Source organism: Corynebacterium vitaeruminis, assembly GCF_001054325.1.
Classification (GTDB): Bacteria; Actinomycetota; Actinomycetes; order Mycobacteriales; family Mycobacteriaceae; genus Corynebacterium; species Corynebacterium vitaeruminis_A.
This window is the reverse complement of the sequence record NZ_JVVM01000027.1, coordinates 18088-38560: the sequence shown is the minus strand read 5'-3', so window position 1 is coordinate 38560 and position 20473 is coordinate 18088. Positions and strand designations below refer to the sequence as shown.

The 20473-nt window shown below is 55.4% G+C and carries 13 protein-coding genes; 6 read left to right on the top strand and 7 right to left on the bottom strand.

Translation table 11 applies throughout. The features are described 5' to 3' along the window. Positions 1 to 3 precede the first annotated feature (3 nt). From ADA16_RS09645 to ADA16_RS09635, 3 genes are read right to left on the bottom strand one after another with little or no spacing between them, the layout of a single operon-like run. Positions 4 to 1179, bottom strand: a complete 1176-nt coding sequence (locus ADA16_RS09645) for a metallophosphoesterase family protein (RefSeq protein ID WP_048761439.1) — start codon at positions 1177 to 1179, stop codon at positions 4 to 6. Between the two features lie 2 nt (positions 1180 to 1181). Continuing rightward, positions 1182 to 2240: a hypothetical protein gene (locus ADA16_RS09640; protein WP_048761437.1), complete on the bottom strand. Its 1059-nt coding sequence runs from the start codon at positions 2238 to 2240 to the stop codon at positions 1182 to 1184. After that, positions 2240 to 5479, bottom strand: a complete 3240-nt coding sequence (locus ADA16_RS09635) for a DEAD/DEAH box helicase (RefSeq protein WP_048761434.1) — start codon at positions 5477 to 5479, stop codon at positions 2240 to 2242. Before ADA16_RS09635 ends, ADA16_RS09640 begins: the two co-directional genes overlap by 1 nt. A gap of 589 nt (positions 5480 to 6068) precedes the next feature. Between ADA16_RS09635 and putP the strand changes: the two genes are divergently transcribed. The 3 genes from putP to ADA16_RS09620 all read left to right on the top strand — a co-directional run bounded on the left by putP (position 6069) and on the right by ADA16_RS09620 (position 8929). Next, positions 6069 to 7592, top strand: coding sequence for a sodium/proline symporter PutP (putP, locus tag ADA16_RS09630; protein WP_053084315.1), 1524 nt, complete (start codon positions 6069 to 6071; stop codon positions 7590 to 7592). A 97-nt stretch (positions 7593 to 7689) separates the two neighbouring features. Further along, positions 7690 to 8319, top strand: a complete 630-nt coding sequence (locus tag ADA16_RS09625; RefSeq protein WP_048761428.1) for an HNH endonuclease family protein — start codon at positions 7690 to 7692, stop codon at positions 8317 to 8319. 109 nt (positions 8320 to 8428) lie between these two features. Then, positions 8429 to 8929, top strand: coding sequence for a hypothetical protein (locus ADA16_RS09620; RefSeq protein ID WP_048761425.1), 501 nt, complete (start codon positions 8429 to 8431; stop codon positions 8927 to 8929). A 195-nt stretch (positions 8930 to 9124) separates the two neighbouring features. On the opposite strand, the gene ADA16_RS09615 is transcribed toward ADA16_RS09620, so the two are convergent. After that, positions 9125 to 11125 (bottom strand): DEAD/DEAH box helicase, encoded by a 2001-nt coding sequence (locus tag ADA16_RS09615; protein ID WP_048761422.1) that lies wholly within the window; start codon positions 11123 to 11125, stop codon positions 9125 to 9127. A gap of 709 nt (positions 11126 to 11834) precedes the next feature. Between ADA16_RS09615 and ADA16_RS09610 the strand changes: the two genes are divergently transcribed. Then, on the top strand, positions 11835 to 12767 hold the full coding sequence (locus ADA16_RS09610; RefSeq protein ID WP_048761418.1) for a bile acid:sodium symporter family protein: 933 nt from the start codon (positions 11835 to 11837) through the stop codon (positions 12765 to 12767). Here the strand turns inward: ADA16_RS09610 and ADA16_RS09605 are convergent. After that, complete coding sequence (locus tag ADA16_RS09605; RefSeq protein WP_048761416.1) at positions 12764 to 14146, bottom strand: MFS transporter; 1383 nt, start codon at positions 14144 to 14146, stop codon at positions 12764 to 12766. The genes ADA16_RS09610 and ADA16_RS09605 overlap by 4 nt on opposite strands. Before the next feature lie 119 nt (positions 14147 to 14265). Here ADA16_RS09605 and ADA16_RS09600 point away from each other — a divergent pair, with 119 nt between their 5' ends. Together ADA16_RS09600 and ADA16_RS09595 are read left to right on the top strand one after the other, a co-directional pair. Further along, positions 14266 to 14658, top strand: coding sequence for a (deoxy)nucleoside triphosphate pyrophosphohydrolase (locus tag ADA16_RS09600; protein WP_048732825.1), 393 nt, complete (start codon positions 14266 to 14268; stop codon positions 14656 to 14658). Between the two features lie 41 nt (positions 14659 to 14699). Beyond that, the gene (locus tag ADA16_RS09595) at positions 14700 to 17588 is read left to right on the top strand and encodes a DUF3427 domain-containing protein (protein ID WP_048761413.1); all 2889 of its coding nucleotides are present in this window, start codon (positions 14700 to 14702) and stop codon (positions 17586 to 17588) included. 98 nt (positions 17589 to 17686) lie between these two features. Here ADA16_RS09595 and ADA16_RS09590 read toward each other — a convergent pair whose 3' ends face one another. Next, positions 17687 to 18856, bottom strand: coding sequence for a trypsin-like serine protease (locus tag ADA16_RS09590; protein ID WP_048761410.1), 1170 nt, complete (start codon positions 18854 to 18856; stop codon positions 17687 to 17689). Positions 18857 to 19113: 257 nt separating this feature from the next. Next, on the bottom strand, positions 19114 to 20196 hold the full coding sequence (locus ADA16_RS09585; RefSeq protein ID WP_239659435.1) for a S1 family peptidase: 1083 nt from the start codon (positions 20194 to 20196) through the stop codon (positions 19114 to 19116). Between the last annotated feature and the right edge of the window lie 277 nt (positions 20197 to 20473).

The following is a 20473-nucleotide window of genomic DNA, read 5'->3' as shown; positions in this document are numbered from 1 at the left end:
GATTTATTCCTTCTCTCCTGCCAAACGAGCCAGCAAGCGAAGTGCATCGGCGGCCGCGGTGGTTTCTGATTCAGGTAGTGGGCTACCGCTCTCGGTTCGCCCCTTACTCAAGACCGTTAGTTTTTCTGCAGCTATCAGCGGATACCCGGTGAGGTTGAGGTTGGAGATATCCCCCTCGGACGGAACCACTGTCAGATCAGAGCCACTTTCCCGGCGGTAAAGTGCAGCGAAAAGCTGTTGATACTGCTCAAGTCGTTTTTCAAAGGCAGTCGACTCTGACAGTGTCACGGTTCCTCGCAGGGAATACTTCACCGCTGTATCTGTCTTCGCCTCTATACCGTCCAGTTCGGCAAAGAATTCACCGAGATCTTCCGCTCCAGTGATATCCATGTCGATGGCATGAAAAGCCCACTGTCCCACTCTGTGGGAGGTCACAGTGACGGATCCCTTTTCGGGACCGTCCTCTGTGATGTCGACGACTAGCGCATTGCCGGAATCTCGCTCTTTGTCGTCATACGCTGTGGTTTCGTGTGCGCCGGAAAAGTAAACCCGACCGGCATGATCAAGTTGGCTCGTGGAGTGGGAATCCCCGAGCGCAACATAGTGCAATGCCCCTCGATCAATAGCCTGTTCTAGACTGGTCAGGTCAATGGTGGCTCCGGCATCAGCGCCAAAACCTTCCACTTGGCCGTGTGCCACCATCACTCGGATTCCCACTGCGGGCTCAAGCTCTGTGGCGATTTCTGCCACGATGTCGTCTGCCGAATACTTTCCGCGTACTGGCACACCGATGAGTTCCACCTCGTCACGGATGGAAATGGGCTCACTGTCGTGGATTACGAAGACTCCTTGGTCTTCCAAAGATTCGAAGGCACTACGTCGATATATGGAAGAAGCATCAAGCGCATCATGGTTGCCCGGTAGGAGATAGACCGGCACTGGTAGCTTGGCGATGCGGTCGAGAGCCCGCAAGAACACCTTGTCCGGCAGCGTATTGGAATCGAACACATCTCCAGCGACGACAATGAATTCAGCGCCTTCGCTGATCGCTAACTCTCCGATACGGTCGATGGCACTGAGGCGGCTTTCATGGAATCTTGCTTGAGCTTCACCGCCATCGAGCTCTAGGAACCACCGAGTCATTCCTAATTGCCAATCTGAGGTGTGAATGAATTTCATGACTAGAGCTCCTTTTGTCCCAGGCTCAGCGATTCCTGCAGATGTTGCCAACAGTCTTCCAAATCGGCGACTGCACGAATGGTCTCTCTCGAAATTACGCAGGTTGGCTGCAACGCTTCATGCAGCATGCTGCGGTCGGTAACTGCTAGTGGGTCGATTATCTCAAGCGAAGGAACACTGACTCGTTCCAAATCATTGCCCCAGTAATCGGCTTCGACAGCGAAAAGCTCGGTAACTTTTTGCTGTTCGGTGTCACCACCTTTATTTTCACCTGTGTCATCCGAATGCTGCGTGGTTTTATTGGGATTTTCCCGAACTGCGCCACCAAGTCCGAGTCGCTTTGGCCCAGTTCGGGTTCTGAGCTGTGTTAGTTCCTGAAGTCGGCGTTGTAACTCGCGCTGCGGATAATCGCGCAGCTGCATTAGCGACAGCGGGTCGCGGTCGATATCAGCGACAAGTTGAGCGGCAACTGCGACGGTGTGCTTACACACAGGCGCCGGATCTGGGCACGTGCATTCGCTGTAAATGTGCTCTTCACCATCGCACAACAGCATTTCCATCTGCTCATACGGCAATTCGCCGTGCTCAAACTCCGTAAAAGCCGACGGATTGTTTACCAACCACCGCAGTACGTCGTCAGTTTGTTTCTGCTCTCGCCGTGGAAACCGAATAAAGACTGAAAACGGTTCCGGTTGGCTGCCCTGTACTTCACCGATGACGTAGCCATCCGCGATTCGAAGCCCCAGCACATTGCCGTCGAACCTGTACTTCTCACCTCTGTGAATACGACCAGAATCGGCGCCACGGATGATGAACTCCCACACCCACCGGGCAAAAGTGGTACGTGGCTCGACTGCCACGCGCGCCGCGCTTCCACGTCGCTGCTGCCCGGTAAATGCACCCGCCCAGTCCTGGGTGGCCAGGAGTTTTTCTATCGTCGAGCTGGTTGCCGGTGCGCTTCGCGCCGTAGTCCTTTTACGACCACGCTTTCCAGAGGGGCCCTTGCCAAACTCGGCAAAGATGACATTGTCACCCCATGTCACGTCTCCGTCGCCGACCATTAGTACCACCTCTTCTGGACTCTAAACGGTGTCACATTATTGGGGATTGAATCGTTATCCGAAGTCGCGGCATCCGATGCCTTAACCTCCGAATTGATCCCATCAGTCACCGTCTCACCGGACTTTGACTCCGCTGCATCCATCGATTCACGCAGTGACTGAATCTTGTCCTTGTCCAATTGCCACAGTGAACGCAATCGGTGAAAGTCCATCTCCGTCAACTTGGTTTCACCAGCGCGTACAACCGCGTCGGCCAGTTCTGCCTTTTCAAAAATCAGCTCATCGATACGCTCTTCAAGCGTTCCTACGCTGACCAGCTTGTGCACATGCACGTCTTTCCGCTGACCAATGCGGTAGGAACGGTCCGTGGCCTGGTTTTCAACCGCAGGATTCCACCACCTGTCAATGTGAATGACATGGTTGGCGGCAACCAGGTTAATTCCGACCCCCGCCGCAAGAGTCGACAGCAAGATGATTGGTGGCCCATCCGGGGCATTAAACTCTGCCACTACTTTCTCGCGCTGAGCCGGCGTCATCGCCCCCTGAATAAACGGAATATCCACGCCCAGGCGCTTACTGAAATAAGGAGCAAGCATCTTGCCGAACTCCACGAATTGTGTGAACACGAGCGCACGTTCACCGTTTTGCACAATCTCATCGACGAGCTCTTCCAGACGTGCAACCTTGCCCGAGCGATGCTGCCCATGATTGAGCAGTCCCGAGCCATCGTGCTGGTAGTGCGCTGGGTGGTTGCAAATCTGCTTCAACTTCATGATGCCGCCAAGAATGATGCTCTTTCGTCCGAAGTTGCCAGAGCGATTCTGCTTCGAGCGCTTGAGCTTGTCCTCCAGGTCCTTTACGGCTTCCTGATACAAGAAAGCCTGCTCCGTAGTGAGAGGCACCATCTCCACCTGCTCATTCTTCTTGGGCAGATCCGGTGCGATAGCTGGATCAGACTTGAGTCGGCGCAGGATAAAAGGTGCTGTAATCGACTGTAATTGCAACAGCATTTCCGCATTCCCGTCACGCTCGATTGGAATCGCGAACTTGTTGCGGAATGCGTTCGCCGACCCCAGCATGCCTGGGTTACAAAAATCCATGATTGTGCGCAGCTCGCCCAAATCATTTTCTACCGGGGTACCGGTCATTGCGATGTTGTGCCGCGAGCGCAGACTCCGCAGCGCCCTGGATACCTGTGCGTTGGGGTTCTTAATCGCCTGCGCCTCGTCAGCAATCACATGGTCCCACTGCACTTGGGAGAGCTCGCCCACGTCACGGGTTGCCACACCGTAGGTCGTCACAACGACATCGTGGTCTGCGATGAATTCTTGTAATTCCTCATCATGAGGGCGATTTGAACCATGCAGCAGCCCAACCTTGAGCTCAGGAGTGAACTTTGCTGCCTCTGCTGCCCAATTGCGCAGCACGCCTGTGGGAACCACCAGAAGCGAAGTCTTGTGATCTTGATCCACCGCATCCGCTTGACGACAGCAACGCTCATATTCCAGCAGCGCCAGAATTTGCACGGTCTTACCAAGACCCATGTCATCAGCGAGAATGACACCAAACCCGCGGTCGGACATATCCGCCAGCCACTCCACGCCGCGCTGCTGGTACTCCCTCAGCTCACCGACAAAACTGGGTGGCACCTCGACTGACTCTGAGGGAGCCGCGGAACCGTCTGAGTACTTCGACACCAGCGCCTTAAGCCAAGATGGATCCCTGGGGGCCACTGGCACCGGCGCTGGAGCTTTCGACTCCAAGCCACCATCGAAGACCAGCTCTTTCAGGGTGGCTTGTCCCTTACCGGTTTCCTCCCCGGCCTTGGTCTGTTCCACCAAAAACTTTAGGGCTTCCCGAGCTACCTCTGGGTTCGCGTGCACCCAGTGGTCTCGAAGATGCACGAGCCCCGTACTCGATGCAGCGAGCTCACGCATTTCTGCTTCCGTCAATACGGCATCGCCCACGGCCAGCTTCCACTCGTAATCAACCAGTTGGTCAAATCCAAGTTTCGGTTCCGAGCGACGCCCGGCTGGACCCGTCGGATCTAACTGCACGATTTCAGTGTGCAGCTGCAAGGTTGTTTCCACCGACTTCCAATTCGGCGGCAACATCACATCAATATCGACCTTGGCCAACTGCGAGATACCGTCAGTCATAAGCTCTATAAGCTGTTCTGAGGTCAGCAGCAAATCCAAACCCGGGTGTCCTGCGGATTTCGCATATCTGAGCGTTGGGAATGCCTCTTGTGCGGCCAATAACTGAGGGCGAAGAAGCGACAGCACGGACCGACGACACATCTCTGGGTTCAGACGCTCCGGAGCTGCAACGCCAATGCGATAGTACATCCGCAATGGCCACAGAGTCTCATGTTCCACCGCAGCCGCACGCGGATCGAAACGGGTCACAGTGCCGCCTTCTTCATCCGCTCGGTCCCGCAACTCCAGCAGTTGCGGAAGATCAACATCCGGCAAGTCTTCCAGCTGGCCTTCAAATCCTACGGGCTCCTGCACCATTAGCTGCAGGCGAACATCCTCGCCATCGGCCGACAGCCTCCACTTTGCCAGCGACTGCGCCACCCCCGGCGTCGCACGCCCCAGGGACTGCGACTGCAACAACGACCGCACGAAACTCTGCCGCTGTTCTGCCGGCTCGTCCAAATCTGCCAGAAGCGCGTTGGTGACCCAATGAAACATCCGATTGATGAAATCCTCAGCCACCGTGGCACCTCCATTATCAATCAACACCGGTGGTGTACGAGAGATGACCTGGCTCTGCCATGCAATCTCACTAAGCCCCTCCGACATCCGCCACGTCGGCCACCACTCATTGTCTTCCCACGTCAGAGCCACCAATGCCCGCCCAGACCGCGCGAAAACATCCAGCCCCTGCACGACATCTACAAAAAACCGAAGATCCGGTGCCATCGCTGCCGAGGAAACTTCCTCCTGCAATTGCACCAGCGTTGTTACGGCCGACCACGGCGGGAACACCCAGGTGGGTACAACTTTCTCTACTTCCCGCCCCTTCGGTGTACGCAACTTTAACGTCAGTTGTGCTCGACTCCCCTGCCCCAGGACTGCAAAAAGCCGACGCTGATGCGCCGGAACTTCCAGCAAATCCACGTCCGAAACAATCCGGTGCCCCTCTGGCCGCTCCACCCACAGATGAAGACCCGAATCGCCCTTCCAGACCGCGTGCAGCAGCAACGGCACCGCTGACTTAGCAACTTGGTCCATTACTTCCTCCCCACTGCTTGCTCAGTCATCACCGTCTAATCACCCGGCGACTTCACCACCAGATATTTCTTCAATGAAGATTCTGCCACGCACCCCGGATCAGACTTTTCACCACACCATCAAATTAGTACATCTGTTCGAATTGCACATCTTGCAAAAATAACTCCGCCCCTACCCAAATACCCCTTTTTCCAGGTAGTTTGTCGGACTTAACCGATTTTTATAGCCTTTTTCAACGCTTCTTATCTTGCAATGCAGCGCATCACATGCAAACGTCGTATGAGCTACAACAATTAAAAATTGTGTGACTCGTGCAATAGTTCTGCCATAGTTCGCATACAACAGTAGGCTCCGCCGACTGTCATCGATAGTCCTGGAGCTGTCGTTGTGTTTCATTGCGACTCACAAGTTCCATCATTTACGCGGGCCGCTTTCTGGCTCAATATGGCTCGATGCTGCTGCGGCGCTGTAAACGTCGTCAAGCGGACTTGATTAAGCGAAATTGAATTGTGCGCCGGAAACGATTTCTGGCGTGCTGGGCAGTGTGCGAGTCCGACTGTACGACTAATAAATAATGAGGAGTTGCCCTGTGGACCAACACACATGGTTCATCATCGCACTAGTCATTTATCTGCTGTTGATGGTCTACATCGGTTGGACCGGATGGAAAAAGACTGCAGAGTATGACGAATACATGATTGGTGGTCGTGGCCTGCATCCGTTCGTCGCGGCACTATCGGCGGGCGCATCGGACATGTCCGGCTGGCTGCTGATGGGTCTGCCCGGCGCGATTTACCTTTCCGGTCTAAATCAGACGTGGATTGCAATCGGCCTGGTCGTAGGCGCATGGCTGAACTGGAAGTTCACCGCACCACGCCTGCGTAGTTACACCAAGATTGCTCGTAACTCGATTACCGTGCCGTCGTTCCTGGAGAATCGTCTGCACGATACGTCGAAGGTGCTGCGCGTTGCTGCAGGCCTGATTATTTTGTTGTTCTTCACCTTCTACGTCTCCTCGGGCATGGTCGCAGGTGGCCGCTACTGGGAGTCGACGTTCGGTGGCAACTACCTTGTCGGCATGCTGTTGGTTGCGGCTATCACTGTCGCATACACCCTGTTCGGTGGCTTCCTGGCTGTGTCCTACACGGACACTGTACAGGGCGTCATTATGTTCATCGCGTTGCTGGCGGTTCCGACTGTCGGCATCATTTACCTGGCCAACAATGGCAACTCCGCCTCGGACATCTTCAGCTTTGCTGCTAACAACCCCTACCCGGGCAGCGAGGGACAGCCGGTCGAGACCTTCTTCGATCCGTTCGCTGGCATTCCGCTAATCACGATTATCGGTCTGCTCGGTTGGGGTCTGGGCTACTTCGGTCAGCCGCACATTATCGTTCGCTTTATGGCTCTGCGTAGCGCAAAGGACGCAACCGAGGGCCGCCGCTGGGGCGTTGGCTGGCAGGCACTGTGCATGCTCGGCTCCGTCCTCGTGGCGCTGACTGCAACTGTCTTTTTCGCTACGAATCCGGATGCTTCGGTCACGGATGCATCTTCTTACGAGACCATCTTCCTGGACATGACCCGCATCCTGTTCCACCCGCTGATTGCAGGTCTGATTCTGACTGCGGTGCTGGCCGCCATCATGTCCACGATTTCCTCGCAGCTGCTGGTGTCTTCCTCCGCGCTGATTGAGGACTTGTTCAAGGCAACGGTCAACAAGTCGCTGCGCCCGAAGACCTACATGACTCTCTCCCGCGTCGCTGTCGCACTAATCGCCGTCATCGCCGCAATCATCGCGGCTAACCCGAACAGCTCCATTCTGGATCTGGTTGGCTTCGCGTGGGCTGGCTTCGGCTCGGCATTCGGCCCGGTTCTGCTGGCTTCGCTCTACTGGTCGCGTCTGAACACCCCAGGTGCGGCAGCCGGCATGATCACTGGTGCGGTTGTCTCCTTCGCATGGGGCATGAGCTCGCTCAGCGATACTCTCTATGAGATTGTCCCGGGCTTCGCCGCTGCAACTGTCGTGATGATTATCGTCACACTGGCTACGAAGGAACCGAACGAGAAGATTAAGGAAGAGTTCGACCACGCAGCCAAGCAGGCTCTGGTCTAAGACTTTGATCTAGGCTCCGCCTCCGCTAGCCCCGCAGGCTAGCCCCGGCGCATACCTCAAAGGGAACCGAAAAAGTATTTTTCGCGCCCAATTAGGTATGCGCCCTTTTTTATTTGCCACCCTCGCCGCCCTCTTCCTCTCATCTTTTGCCGCCACGCGACTTTTTGTTCCATCCTCCCCCGCGGGGCCGGACGCAGAGGTCGTCGTTAAGCAGTTGCGTGCCGTGCGCGTCGTCGCCGACCGCCCCACCGTCACTGGGTACAAACGCGAACGCTTCGCCGTCTGGGAAGGCCCCTCCGACTGCAATACGCGCCGCAAGGTGTTGGTGACGTGGTTCGGGGGTTCTGCATGTTCGCTTGACGACGGCTCCCCGCGCGAGATCCCCGACCCTTACACGGGTGACCCGGTGGGTGCGCATGAGGTTGATATCGACCACGTTTATCCGTTGGCGGCGGCGTGGGATTTCGGAGCCTACGCCTGGAATGCCGAGAGGCGTCGGCAATTTGGTAACGATATCGAGGCCAACCTCGTGCCCACGCGGAGCGCGGTCAACCGGGATAAAGGCGATGCCAGTCCGGCGGAATGGCTTCCTGAGGAGGCAGAGTCGTGTGACTATTCGCACCGCTATTTGACCGTAGCCATTAAATGGGACCTGCCCGTGTCCTCTGCGGACTGGGAAGCAATGGCAGCTGCGTGTGGAATCCGAGCTGGGAAAGGCACGAAATAGAGAATTTAGTGCAAGCGCGTTAAGTTAGGGACTGGTCTTAACAAGGAAAATATTCAGGCCACTCCTCGCTTGAACGCGAGGCCTACATTCAGTCGTGGAAAGGTAATACGTGCAAAACGTAGTTTCTATGGTTCACGTCCTAGCGGCAATTCTGCTGCTTGGACCGGTGACTGTCGCAATTTCGATGTTCCCGAAGCTCGCGCTTGCAGCCCGCGGCGGAGAGGCTGGAACGGTCGGCTCCGCGCGCACCATGCACGCCATTTCGCGCACCTACGGCATGTGGTCACTGCTCGTGCCGCTGCTCGGCTTCGGTGTCATGTTCACCGATGTGTCGACCTACATGAAGTCCGGCGCAATGCACGCCGCAATCCTGCTGGCAATCATCGCCTGGGCACTGCTGTTCTTCCTGATCATTCCGCGTCAGCGTCTGATGATGGCCGGTCTCGGCATCGCTGACGAGGACGAGGATGCCGACGACCCGGAGTTCGTCGAGCGCCGCAAGAAGGCTGATGAGCTTGACTGGGACAAGCAGAAGGGGCAGCTGGCCATGTTCTCCGGCATCTTCTCCCTGCTGTGGGTTGTCGCCGGCATTCTGATGTTCTTCATCTAAGAATTGAGCACTAGCGCCTAGGCAGCGCGCCTACGCACTCGCTCAGACAAAACAAAACTGCCGGTGCGCGTGTACGTTTCGGCCCAACTTATAGGGCTTGAAAGTACGTGCGCACCGGCAGTTTTTATGTGTAGGTTCACTCCCCGGACGATGGTCGCCTGACGACGACCACCTCGCTTACTTCACCTAGCAGGGTTAGCGGCGTCCACCACGGTAACCACCGCGGCGGTCATCACGGTCACCACGGTAGCCGCCGCGTCCACGTCCGCCACCACGACGGTCATCGCGACCGCGACCACGGCCACCGCGGTAACCTCCGCGACCACGGCCACCACCACGACGATCGCCACGGTAACCACCACGGCCACCGCGGTAGTCATCGCTGTCGTCGACCGAGGTGCCGTCGTCAAGCGTCAACCCAATGAGCTGGCCGGAGATGCGGGTGTCGGCGAGATTATCGATGACTTCCTGCGGCAGGTTAGCCGGCAGTTCGACCAGAGTGTGATCACCGCGAATGTCAATGTGACCGAAGTCCTTGGAGTTCAGGCCACCCTCGTTGGCGATAGCACCGACGATGGCACCCGGGCGGACGTGCTGGCGGCGACCAACGCTGATGCGATAGGTTGCGGTGCCCTCGCGGTCGAATTCGACCAGATCAGCGCGCTTGCCCTGACCTCGCTCGCCACGGGAGCGACCATCGTGGCCGCGGTTGCGGTCGCGGTCAAAACGATCACGGTCACGGTCATTACGACGGCCACGCGGCGGCTCCTTCATCAGGAAGTCGCCCGACTGTGCCTGGGCTGCGATGGCAGCGGCGATATCGACCAGCGGGGTGTCGTGCTCTTCTGCGTACTCCTCGATAAGCTCGCGGAAGACCGGAACCTGGGAATCGGCAAGTGCCTCAGTCAAATCATCAGCGAACTTCTGCTTGCGCGAATCGTTGACCTCATCGACAGTCGGCAGCTTCATCTCGTGCAGCTGGGACTTGGTCGCACGCTCAATCGAGCGCAGCAGACGTCCCTCGCGCGGAGTGACAAATAGCAGCGCCTCACCGGAGCGACCTGCACGGCCGGTACGGCCAATGCGGTGGACGTAGGACTCGGTGTCGTGCGGAATGTCGTAGTTGACCACGTGGGAAATGCGGTCGACGTCCAGGCCACGAGCAGCCACGTCAGTTGCCACCAGAATGTCCAGACGACCGTCCTTGAGCTGGTCAATCGTGCGCTCACGCAGGGTCTGCGGGATATCACCATTGATGGCGGCAGCGGAGAATCCGCGGGCACGCAGCTTCTCGGCGAGCTCCTCAGTCTCGTGCTTGGTACGCACGAACATGATCATCGCTTCGAATTCCTCGACCTCGAGAATGCGGGTCAGCGCGTCCAGCTTGTTGCGGTGGCTGACCATAAGGAAGCGCTGACGAATGTTGTCCGCCGTGCGAGTCTGGGACTTGACGGTAATCTCTTCCGGCTCCGTCAGGTACTGCTTGGACAGGCGACGAATCGAAGCCGGCATGGTAGCCGAGAACAGTGCGACCTGCTTGTCATCCGGAGTGTCGGCAAGAATGCGCTCGACATCCTCCTGGAAGCCCATCTGCAGCATCTCATCGGCCTCGTCCAGTACCAGGAAGCGCAGGTCGGAGATGTCCAACGAGCCCTTTTCCAGGTGGTCGATGACACGACCCGGCGTGCCGACGATGATCTGTGCACCTCGACGCAGACCCGACAACTGCACTCCATAGGACTGACCACCGTAAATCGGCAGGACATGAATCTTGCCCAGGTGATCAGCGAAGGACTGGAAGGAGTCCGCAACCTGCAGCGCCAGCTCACGGGTCGGAGCGAGCACCAGCGCCTGAGGTGCGCGAACGGAGCGGTCAATGCGTGCCAGAATCGGCAGCGCAAACGCGGCGGTCTTACCGGTACCAGTCTGAGCCAGGCCGACAACGTCGCGGCCGCTCATCAGAGTCGGGATGGTTGCAGCCTGAATTGGGGACGGAGTCTCAAACCCAACCTTGCGAACTGCATTGACAATGTCATCCGGCAGCTCAAGCTCATCGAAGCCAACGGTGTCTTCGCCATCTTCGGCCACTACATCCTCGGCCTTCACAATTGCGTCCTCGCGCTGGTTTTCGCGCTGATCCTCGCGCTGATCCTCGCGGTTTTCCTCGACGCTGCCATTCATTTCATTATTAGCCATTTGGGGCTCTTCCTGGGCCTTCTCGCCCGCACACTCAATATTCAACAGTTGATTACTCACAGTTGGGTCGCACATACATGACCCGCCCAATTTACGTTCTTGTTTTCAGTGCTCTCACGTCGGAATTGCGATGACATCGCTTCTTTTGCACATACTTCGAAAAATTGCGCCCAAACCCATTTCAGCTATTGCTTTCGAACAGGGCGCCCATCATGCACTATGCACTTTCAAGCGTTTCACCAGCGAATTTATACCGCTGCCAGATTCTCTGCGACATTGTCGTCAGGATTTCACACCGATGGTCCAGGTTACGCCACCGTCGGTCAAAAAACCATTTTCCGTCACCAAGGTCACAATGCTGAGAGCACAATTTCTCGCTCAGAGTCGGCGCTCGGACCGTCGTCAAGCGAGCGCATTGCACCCACTTCGGGGTGCCTATTTTGCAATCTCCCGGGGTGAGGTAGTTAACATTTTCCCTACACGTTTGTTCACGTATCACCAATTCTCCGCCGTGGAACATCCAGCATTCGGCGGACTTTTGCAATTACACAATGTATAAGCCCAAGGTCCCTAGAAAATGTCCAGCAATAACAACGCATCCGAACTACAGCCATCGTCGCCCCACAAATTCCCGCTAAAACCACATTCTCCCGACGAGGTTTCTGGGAACAGCGGACAGGAGAATAAGGAGCCGTCGAAGCTCTCGGCGATGATTGAAGTCCTCGGTTTTCCGGGCTTTATTTTGGCGGGTTCGGCGCTGGCATTCTTCTTCCCCGCCCCTTTTACGCCGCTGACGGATTACATCACGTACTTCCTGATGATCATCATGTTCGCGATGGGCCTCACCCTGACCATCCCGGACTTCAAGCAGGTCGCTAAGCGTCCACTGGCGATTCTGTTCGGCGTCATCGCGCAGTTTGTCATCATGCCGCTGCTAGCGATTGCCGTGGCGAAAGTGCTCGGGCTCAACCCGGCGCTGGCCGTCGGCCTGCTGATGCTCGGATCCGTCCCAGGCGGCACCTCGTCGAATGTCATCGCCTATCTGGCGCGCGGCGACGTCGCACTATCCGTCGCCATGACCAGTGTGTCGACGCTGATCTCTCCGATTATGACGCCGTTTCTCATGCTCGTGCTTGCCGACGCACACACGGAGGTCGACGGCCTTGGAATGGCCTGGAGCCTCTGCCAGACGGTCCTCCTACCCGTGATTGGTGGCCTGATTATTCGCTTTGTGGCCGATTCGTTTATTAACAAGATCCTTCCGATTCTGCCGTGGATTTCCATCCTCGGTATCGGTGGCGTGGTCTTCGGCGCCGTGGCCAAGAATGCGGAAAGCCTGGCGCACATTGGCCTGATCGTGTTTGTGGCTGTGATTATCCACAACATGCTGGGCTATGTGCTCGGCTTTTCTGCAGGTCAGCTGGTGGGCATGCCGACTGCGGGCAAGCGCACGGTGGCTGTGGAGGTCGGCACACAATCCGCGGGTCTTTCTTCCGGTATGGCAGCGAAGTTCTTTACCCCAGAGGCAGCGCTTCCGGGCGCGGTGGCCGCTGTGGTGCACAACATTACTGGCGCCATCTATGTGGCTGTTTGCCGAAAGCTGGATGAAGGCAAACCGGTTAACGAAGCTGCTTCTGCTTAGGCTGTTTTTGCTTTAGCTTCTGTTGCCCCGCCATTCGACGAGTGGGCCGGTAGAGTCTCGCGACCGAAAATCCAGCCCACCATTGCGACCAGCGAAATGACACCGCAAACCAGGAAACCGGCCTTGAAGCCTGCGGCATCCACGATTGCACCGACAATCAGCGGGCCGGAGATAGCCCCGAAGTCCTGAGCCATCTGGAAATTCGCGAGCACCTTTCCACCTTGGCGGTTGGCACCGATGACGTCGGCAAGCACGGCCTGCTGCGAAGGATTGATCATGCCAGCGCCGAAGCCGGCAAGGACTGAGAGAGCCAGTAGCGGAATGACCCCGCTGCTAAACCCGATAGCGCCGGTGAAAACGCCGTTGATGAACAGACCCGTGATGAGCAGCGGGCGACGGCCAATGCGGTCGGACAAACGACCGGAAAACTGCAGCGCCGTAACATTGCCGAGCGCGAAGGCCGTCAGCGCAAAACCAGCTGTGGCAGTGGCAGCTACTGCCCCATCGCTGCCCGGTTCTGGGGCGCCAACATGGGAGAACGTTGCCGCAGCGAACAGCGGGACAATCGCGACGCGCACGCCGAAATTTGACCAGCCGTTCGCGAAGGCTCCGACAAGTGCGCTTCGATATGCCGAGTCACGGATTGCCTCGGAGAACGTCAGCACCGGAGTCGTGCGCTTGGGCACTACGTGGCGAAGATGCTCAGCGCTCATCGACATGCCGACCACAATCGTTGCCACAATCAGCGCGCCACCGTAGATGAAAAACGGCACCCGCATACCCCATGCCCCCATTGCCGCACCAATAATTGGGCCAAAGACATTGCCCAGTAGGAAGGCGGTGCCGTAGGCGGCCGAGCTCTTGCCACGGATCTCCGGCGGTGAAATCCGAACGATTAGCCCCATTGCCGAAACCGTGAACATCGTCGAGCCGATGCCTCCGAGCGCGCGGAACGCCAGCAGTTGCCAATATGTCTGCGCAATACCGACAAGCAAAGTCGAGATCGCAACGATGCTGATGCCGGTTAGGTACGTGCGCCGGTATCCGAGCTTCTCCACCAGTGAGCCGGACGCCGGTGCGAAAATCAGCCGGAAGATGGAGAACGAGCTGACCACGAAGCTGGCCGCGAACACGCCTACATCGAAGCTGCGCGCATACTGCGGCAAGATCGGAGCAATCAGACCGAAGCCCAGCGCAATGATGAACGCAGCGCTGACCAGAATCCAAATCTCTCGCGGAATCAGCTGTTTAGTCCGGTCTAATTCAGTCGGCTGAGGACCCGAACCTTGTGGTTTACTTCCCACCTCCGACGTAATGTCTGGCTGAGATTCGCACTTTGCTTTACGACGAAGCAGGTCGCGCGAACGGGAAGCTGACAAGGTAACGGTCCTTTCTACTGTGCAAAAGAGAAAATCATAACCCGACAACTCACCATAGCCCGATCTGCAAACAGTGACGATTACTAGAATGAGGCGCAATGACAGAACCCGGAGTTGAGATGAAAAAACGAATCGAAGTTGTAGGTGCGGTTCTTACCTATGAAGGAAAAATCTTCGCCGCCCAACGAGGCCCAGGTCGCTCGATGGAAAACTATTGGGAATTTCCCGGTGGAAAGATCGAAGAAGGCGAGTCCCCTCGTGAGGCTCTAGCCCGTGAACTAAGAGAAGAGCTAAAACTTGACGCTGAGATTGGGAACCACATTCTCACTGTCGACCATGAGTATGACTTCGCCGTTATCTCACTTGCGACATACTTTTGTTCCGTTTCTTCTCCCGAAATCAAGCTAACGGAGCACACTGAATATCGTTGGTTAGAACCGGCCGAACTTTATTCCGTTGATTGGGCGCCAGCGGACATCCCTACAGTCGACATTCTTGTAAACGAACAGTAATCAATACAAGCGACGCAGCGTGCATTTAGTATGCTAAAACAATGATGAATTCCCTGGTCGGAGACCTACGCTACGGCTTCATCGATAAAAACATCGTTGCCGACAAAAAATACAATCCCCGACTCATTCGCAACGATGAGTCGGCCACTATGTACAATGCGCTTCGCGAGGAGCTACGCACCGCTACGAGTTTCATATTTTCAGTAGCATTTATTTCTCCGGCCGCTCTTGCCATGCTGAAGGAGGATCTCCTTCAGTTTTCTGGCCCAATGACGATCATCACGTCGAACTACCTTGACTTCAATTCACCATCGATGTTCAGAGAACTACTCGAAATTGAGGGACTGAACGTCTACATCTACCCCGAGGATCATCACCGAGGTTTTCATCCAAAGGGATACCTCTTTTACAAAGAGGTTGAGCTTTCAGCCATCGTCGGCAGCGCAAATTTGACGCAAAAGGCGCTCCAGGAAAACGAAGAGTGGAATCTGCACTTTTCCAGCCACCAGAATGGTGATATCACGTTCCAAATTGAGACGGCCATTGATATGCAACGTAACCGTTGCATCCCACTAACTCATCAATGGGTCGATGAGTACGAACAGAACCGCGTACCTCCAGTTTCGAAAAACACGCACACAAAGTTGCTGCCCGAGGGCCCAGTTATCGCCAATCAAATGCAGCAGGTAGCGCTGTCGAATATCGCTGACTTGAGGCAGTCAGGCGAGCGGAAAGGCCTCATAATTTCCGCTACCGGCACGGGGAAGACGATCCTTGCTGCACTAGCAGTTAAAGAAGCACAGGCCAGGCGCGTCTTGTTCGTCGCCCACCGGGAACAGATTCTGGAAAAGACTAAGAGTGAGTTCCAAAAGGTACTTGCTTATTCCGGTTCTGAGCTTACGGACGCCGACTTTGGACTCTTGGTTGGTGGGAAAAAAGAAACTGATGCACGATACCTTTTTGCCTCAGTTCAATCCTTGTATTCCCAATCGACTTACAAAACCTTTTCTCCAGATGCCTTTGACTTCATCATTATCGATGAGGTTCATCGTGGCGCTGCTAATTCCTACAAGCCAGTTTTTGAATACTTCAACAGTGAGTTTGTCCTCGGCTTGACCGCAACTCCCGAGCGTCCAGATTCAGGGGACATCTTTCGCCTCTTTGATTTCAACGTTCCTTACGAAATCCGACTGCAAGCCGCTCTTGAAGCCGACATGCTCGCACCATTCCATTATTTCGGTGTCACCGATTTTGATGATGGAGTTCGAGCGATCGGTGATAAGACTGCATCCATCGATGCTCTCGTCGCTGAAGATCGTATCGACTATTTCCTGGAGAAGCTCCGTGTCTACGGGTTTCCTGAGAGAGTTAAGGGGCTCATGTTTTGCAGTCGGAAAGACGAAGCGAAAGCGCTGTCGGAGCAGCTCAACCAAAAGCAGCTCTTTGGCCGGCAGCTACGGACGAAGGTGCTTCTAGGTGAAGACTCAATCTCGACACGAAATGCTGTCGTTGCGGAGTTATCTGCAGGCGAACTCGACTACATCATCACCGTTGATATTTTCAACGAGGGCATCGACATTCCGGCAGTAAATCAAGTAGTGATGCTGCGCGGCACCGAGTCAAACATCATTTTTACCCAGCAGCTGGGCCGTGGTCTTCGCAAAGCCCCAGGAAAAGACCATCTTCGAGTAATTGATTTTATTGGAAACTACAAGAACAATTACATGATCCCGATGGCTCTTTTCGGCGATTCATCTAGAAATAAGTCGAAGCTCAAGAGCAAAGTCGTTGATCCCTCCAATATCCCATCGGGCTCCACTGTGAGCTTTGATGAAATTGCCAAGGAGAAGATCCTTCAAGCCATCGATACAGCCTCGGTAGACACGATTGCTGAATTTAAAAAGGATATTCAACTTCTCCAGTACCGACTGAATCGTGTACCACGACTAATGGATTTTGCTCGGTTCAACCTCGTTGACCCTGCAGTGATCTCGACCAGGCGTACCAAGAATTATTGGGAACTCCTCCACCGAGTAGACAAAGCAGCAACAGGACCAACGGATAAGCAGAGTGAATACTTGAAGTTTTTGTCCCGCGAGCTACTTCCCGGAAAGCAACCCCAAGAGTTACTTCTACTTGACCAGCTTATTAAGCATGGTTCCATCACACGTGAAGAGTTTTCTGGCTTTCTCGACACAAGGGCTGTTTCTCACAGCGAGCTGGATCTCTCTGTTGTCGAACGAGTGCTCAACCTCGAGTTTTACCCGAAGCGGGCCTACGAAGAAATTAGATTGGTCCAGTACGATGACGAAACCTCACGTTACAGTCTGACTGAGGAATTTTTGACTTTGTACAACAAGTGGGATTCGACATATCCAAATAGCTTTCGAGAGCATGTGGATGACATCATTCAAACTGGTCTTTTCCTCTCCCGCGAAAATGGTTATTTCGCAGGCTCGCTTCGCCGCAATCACCGCTACTCCAGAAAGGATGTTTCTCGTCTTTTGAGGCTTCGGTCGGATCAAACAGGCACGCTAAATGGCTACAAGATTGATTCCCACTCGCAGACGATTCCAATCTTTGTGAACTACCGCAAGCACAAGGGGCTTGCTCCAAGCATCGCTTATGAGGATGAGTTTATTGACCGTTCGACGATGCGCTGGTTTACACGTTCAAATAGGACACTCAAGAGCCAAGAGGTCCAGAGCATCATCCAACACAAGTTCCCAATCCATTTGTTTGTGCGCAGGGATGATTTACCAGATGAAGGATTCACCTACCTTGGCGAAGTGACTCCCAGCGATCCACAACAAACGACAATGAAGGGGCTAAAAGACAAAGAATTAGATGTAGTCACAATGAAGCTTCACCTTGAACATCCCGTTCCCGACACATTCTTCGAGTACCTTCACGCAAAGCCGATTGACTAACGAAAGCTAAACCCCCTACCCCGCCGCTGTGGCGGAATAGGGGGTTAAACGGAGCGTCGTAAAGCAAACGCCCTATCTACGAGACTGCAGTGACCTGATTAGAACAGGTTCGGCAGACCCGCCTGAGAGGAAACGCTGCCGACTGCCTGTGCTACCTGAGCAGTCGAGTCCGACAGCTGCGGGGACGGCAGCTCCGGAATCGGCAGCTCCGGGAGAGCCGGGCTTTCCGAAATAATGTCGGCAATCTCCGGCGGGACCTCAACGCCCTCTGGCAGAAGCTCACCGATGGGACCCAGCTCCGGCTCTTCCTGCTCGACGTGCTGCTTGGTGAACTGGACGTCGTCGTCAATCGTGCGGAACTCGGACTGAGGCTCAGTGGAGGTTTCTACCTTGAAGCGCTCGTTAACCTGGCCGTCCGGGATGTCGTACTGCTCTTCAAGAGCAACATCAATCGGCTGGAAGCGGCTCAGCGGGCCAATACCCATGGAGTTAACGCCGATGGCCTCGCGAGTCTCCGGGTTGTAGGCGTTTCCGCCCGAATCGCCGTGGTCAATCGGAGCGATGGCCCAGACACCGTTGCGGACGCGGAAAATCTGGTAGCCGCAGCCGCGACCGGTACGAGAACCGTCGGTGCACACTGGCTCACCGAAGTTGTCGACGGAGATCTCCATCGGATCGAGAGTGCGCTTATCCTCAATACCGACAATCTGAACCGGCTCGCCGTGGACATTGCCAAACTCATCCACAGAATGCGACATAGACGTGGTCTTGATGTCGTCCTGGACCTCGATGATGCCGTAGTCAGGGCTGTTGAAAAGCTCGTTGAAGAACTCCGGAGCAGTGGTGTTCTCGTCGAAATCGGACTCTTCCGGCATGACATCGGTGCCCATGTAGTCCTTATTGACCAGCTTGTCGCCATCCTTGGTTGGGATGAAGAACTGGCCGGTGACCTCTTCGCCGGTCTCAGTATCCTTCGCCACAACACAGTGGCCGGCAGTCATGATGACACGGTGGGAAACGCCATTCTGGTCGACAACGGTGCCAGGAACGCCCAGCGAGCACATCGGGGATTGAACATGACGTCCATCGATGTTCTTGCTGCTCGGGAACGGCATTCGCAACGGCGAGCCCGGGCCGATGACAACATCCGAGCTTGCCGGTGCCGACTCGGCCGGCGCCACCCCAGCTGTCGCGATTCCCGGCGCAAAACCACCCGCAGCTACCGACAGTGCAGCCGTTAGTGCGGCTACCTTCTTCGAACTGGCCATAGTGTGCGGTACTCCATTTCTGTACAGAAAACTTGTCCAACACAGTGTATTAGGGGGCACCTTTACAAAGCTCTCCGAAAGCGAAAGCTAGGGTGAAATTCTCAGCCAAAGAAGTATTTATTCGCATCCATCCCCCGCGCATTACACATCAAAAAAGTTTGTTTAGCAGCAATGCAAGAGCCAGAACCATCCGGCTTGGATAGTTCTGACTCTCTTAACGGTTCGGGGGTGATTTTTGCCAGATTCTCAGACTGGTGCTAGCCCTCAAAGCTTGGAAGCTGAATTTCTGCCAACTGCGGCAACTCAGGCAGATGTGGCGATTGTGACAATTGGGGTGATTGTGGCAGGTCAGGGAGCTGTGGGAGTTGCGGCAACCTGTCCGCGAGATCGGCTAGCTGCGGAACAGAATCTTCCTGCGAAGGCTGCGGATCCTGCGCCTGTGCATACTCCCGATCCGCTGCCATGTCCTCATTGAGGGTGCGATAGGACGAGTCGCGCTGAGCAGTGGAATCCGATACCTCAAAGTGGTCGCTTACCTCACCGTCAGGAATACCATAGGCCTCCTGAATAGCGATGTCCGCCGGCATCACACGCGAGACCGGGCCAAAAGCCATCGAATTCACGCCAATGACCTCGTTGGTGGTCGGATCATAGGCATTTCCACCGGAGTCGCCGTGGTCAACGCCAATACCTACCGTCCAGATGCCATTTCGAGCTCGGAATACCTGGTATCCACAAGCGCGTCCGGTGCGCATGCCATCCTTACAGATTGGCTTGCCAAAATTATCGAAGGAGACTTCGCCACGCGGCAGATCTTCGTTGTCCTGAATGCCAGTCATCACTACAGGCTCCCCGTAGCTCTGACCATTTTCGTCAATAGAGTAACTTGCGCCAGTAGTCTCTACGTCCGAATCAAGGTTGATTACTCCATAGTCTGCGCCATTAAAGGCTGCCGGCAACGACTCCAGTCCGGCATCTTCTTGTGGCAATTCCCAACGGTGAGCACCGGCCGTGCCGATGCGCTTATCGCCTTCAGTGGTTGGCACATACACCTCACCAGTGACGATTGGCAGACCCACATCTGGAGCATCATTCAAGCAGTGCCCAGCCGTCAGCATGACCCTGTGCTTTTCTCCATTGCGATCCGTCACCGTCCCTGGCACACCCGCCGAGCACATCGGCGAGTTGATATTTCGATGCCCATCCCACGGACTGCCCTCCATAGGAGTACGAATCGGGTCACCCGGACCAACCACGACAGCATGCGCCGCGACCGGGGCCGCCAAAGACAAGAGTGCTGCGAAAGCCGATACCGCCAGTCGACTTCTTGCGTGCTTCATTGAGATGAATCTTTCAAATGTTTAGTTTTCCTTTAGGACCATCACTCACACTAATCCACCGCCCCACCCCCAGAAATAGCGTTTTCTCAGACTCCTGGGCTTTTACGAAAGTCGTTATCGAATCGTTTCCACAACCTCAGGTGCCCCTGCATTAACACCAGTCACTTAACCAATTAGCTACCCCCACTTGGGTTGCTTGTTGATGCTGATTTTATCTCGAACACATGTTCTACCTGTTCGAAAATATGAGTCCGGGATGTTCGATAGCTTGTGAGCC

Bases quoted from the DNA above. Each gene is read 5' to 3' on its own strand.
- ADA16_RS09640 (WP_048761437.1), bottom strand. From the start codon at position 2,240: ATGGTCGGCGACGGAGACGTGACATGGGGTGACAATGTCATCTTTGCC.
- ADA16_RS09615 (WP_048761422.1), bottom strand. From the start codon at position 11,125: ATGGCTAATAATGAAATGAATGGCAGCGTCGAGGAAAACCGCGAGGAT.
- ADA16_RS09595 (WP_048761413.1), top strand. From the start codon at position 14,700: ATGATGAATTCCCTGGTCGGAGACCTACGCTACGGCTTCATCGATAAA.
- ADA16_RS09625 (WP_048761428.1), top strand. From the start codon at position 7,690: ATGCGCCCTTTTTTATTTGCCACCCTCGCCGCCCTCTTCCTCTCATCT.
- ADA16_RS09585 (WP_239659435.1), bottom strand. From the start codon at position 20,196: ATGAAGCACGCAAGAAGTCGACTGGCGGTATCGGCTTTCGCAGCACTC.
- ADA16_RS09610 (WP_048761418.1), top strand. From the start codon at position 11,835: ATGATTGAAGTCCTCGGTTTTCCGGGCTTTATTTTGGCGGGTTCGGCG.
- ADA16_RS09590 (WP_048761410.1), bottom strand. From the start codon at position 18,856: ATGGCCAGTTCGAAGAAGGTAGCCGCACTAACGGCTGCACTGTCGGTA.
- ADA16_RS09645 (WP_048761439.1), bottom strand. From the start codon at position 1,179: ATGAAATTCATTCACACCTCAGATTGGCAATTAGGAATGACTCGGTGG.
- ADA16_RS09600 (WP_048732825.1), top strand. From the start codon at position 14,266: ATGAAAAAACGAATCGAAGTTGTAGGTGCGGTTCTTACCTATGAAGGA.
- ADA16_RS09635 (WP_048761434.1), bottom strand. From the start codon at position 5,479: ATGGACCAAGTTGCTAAGTCAGCGGTGCCGTTGCTGCTGCACGCGGTC.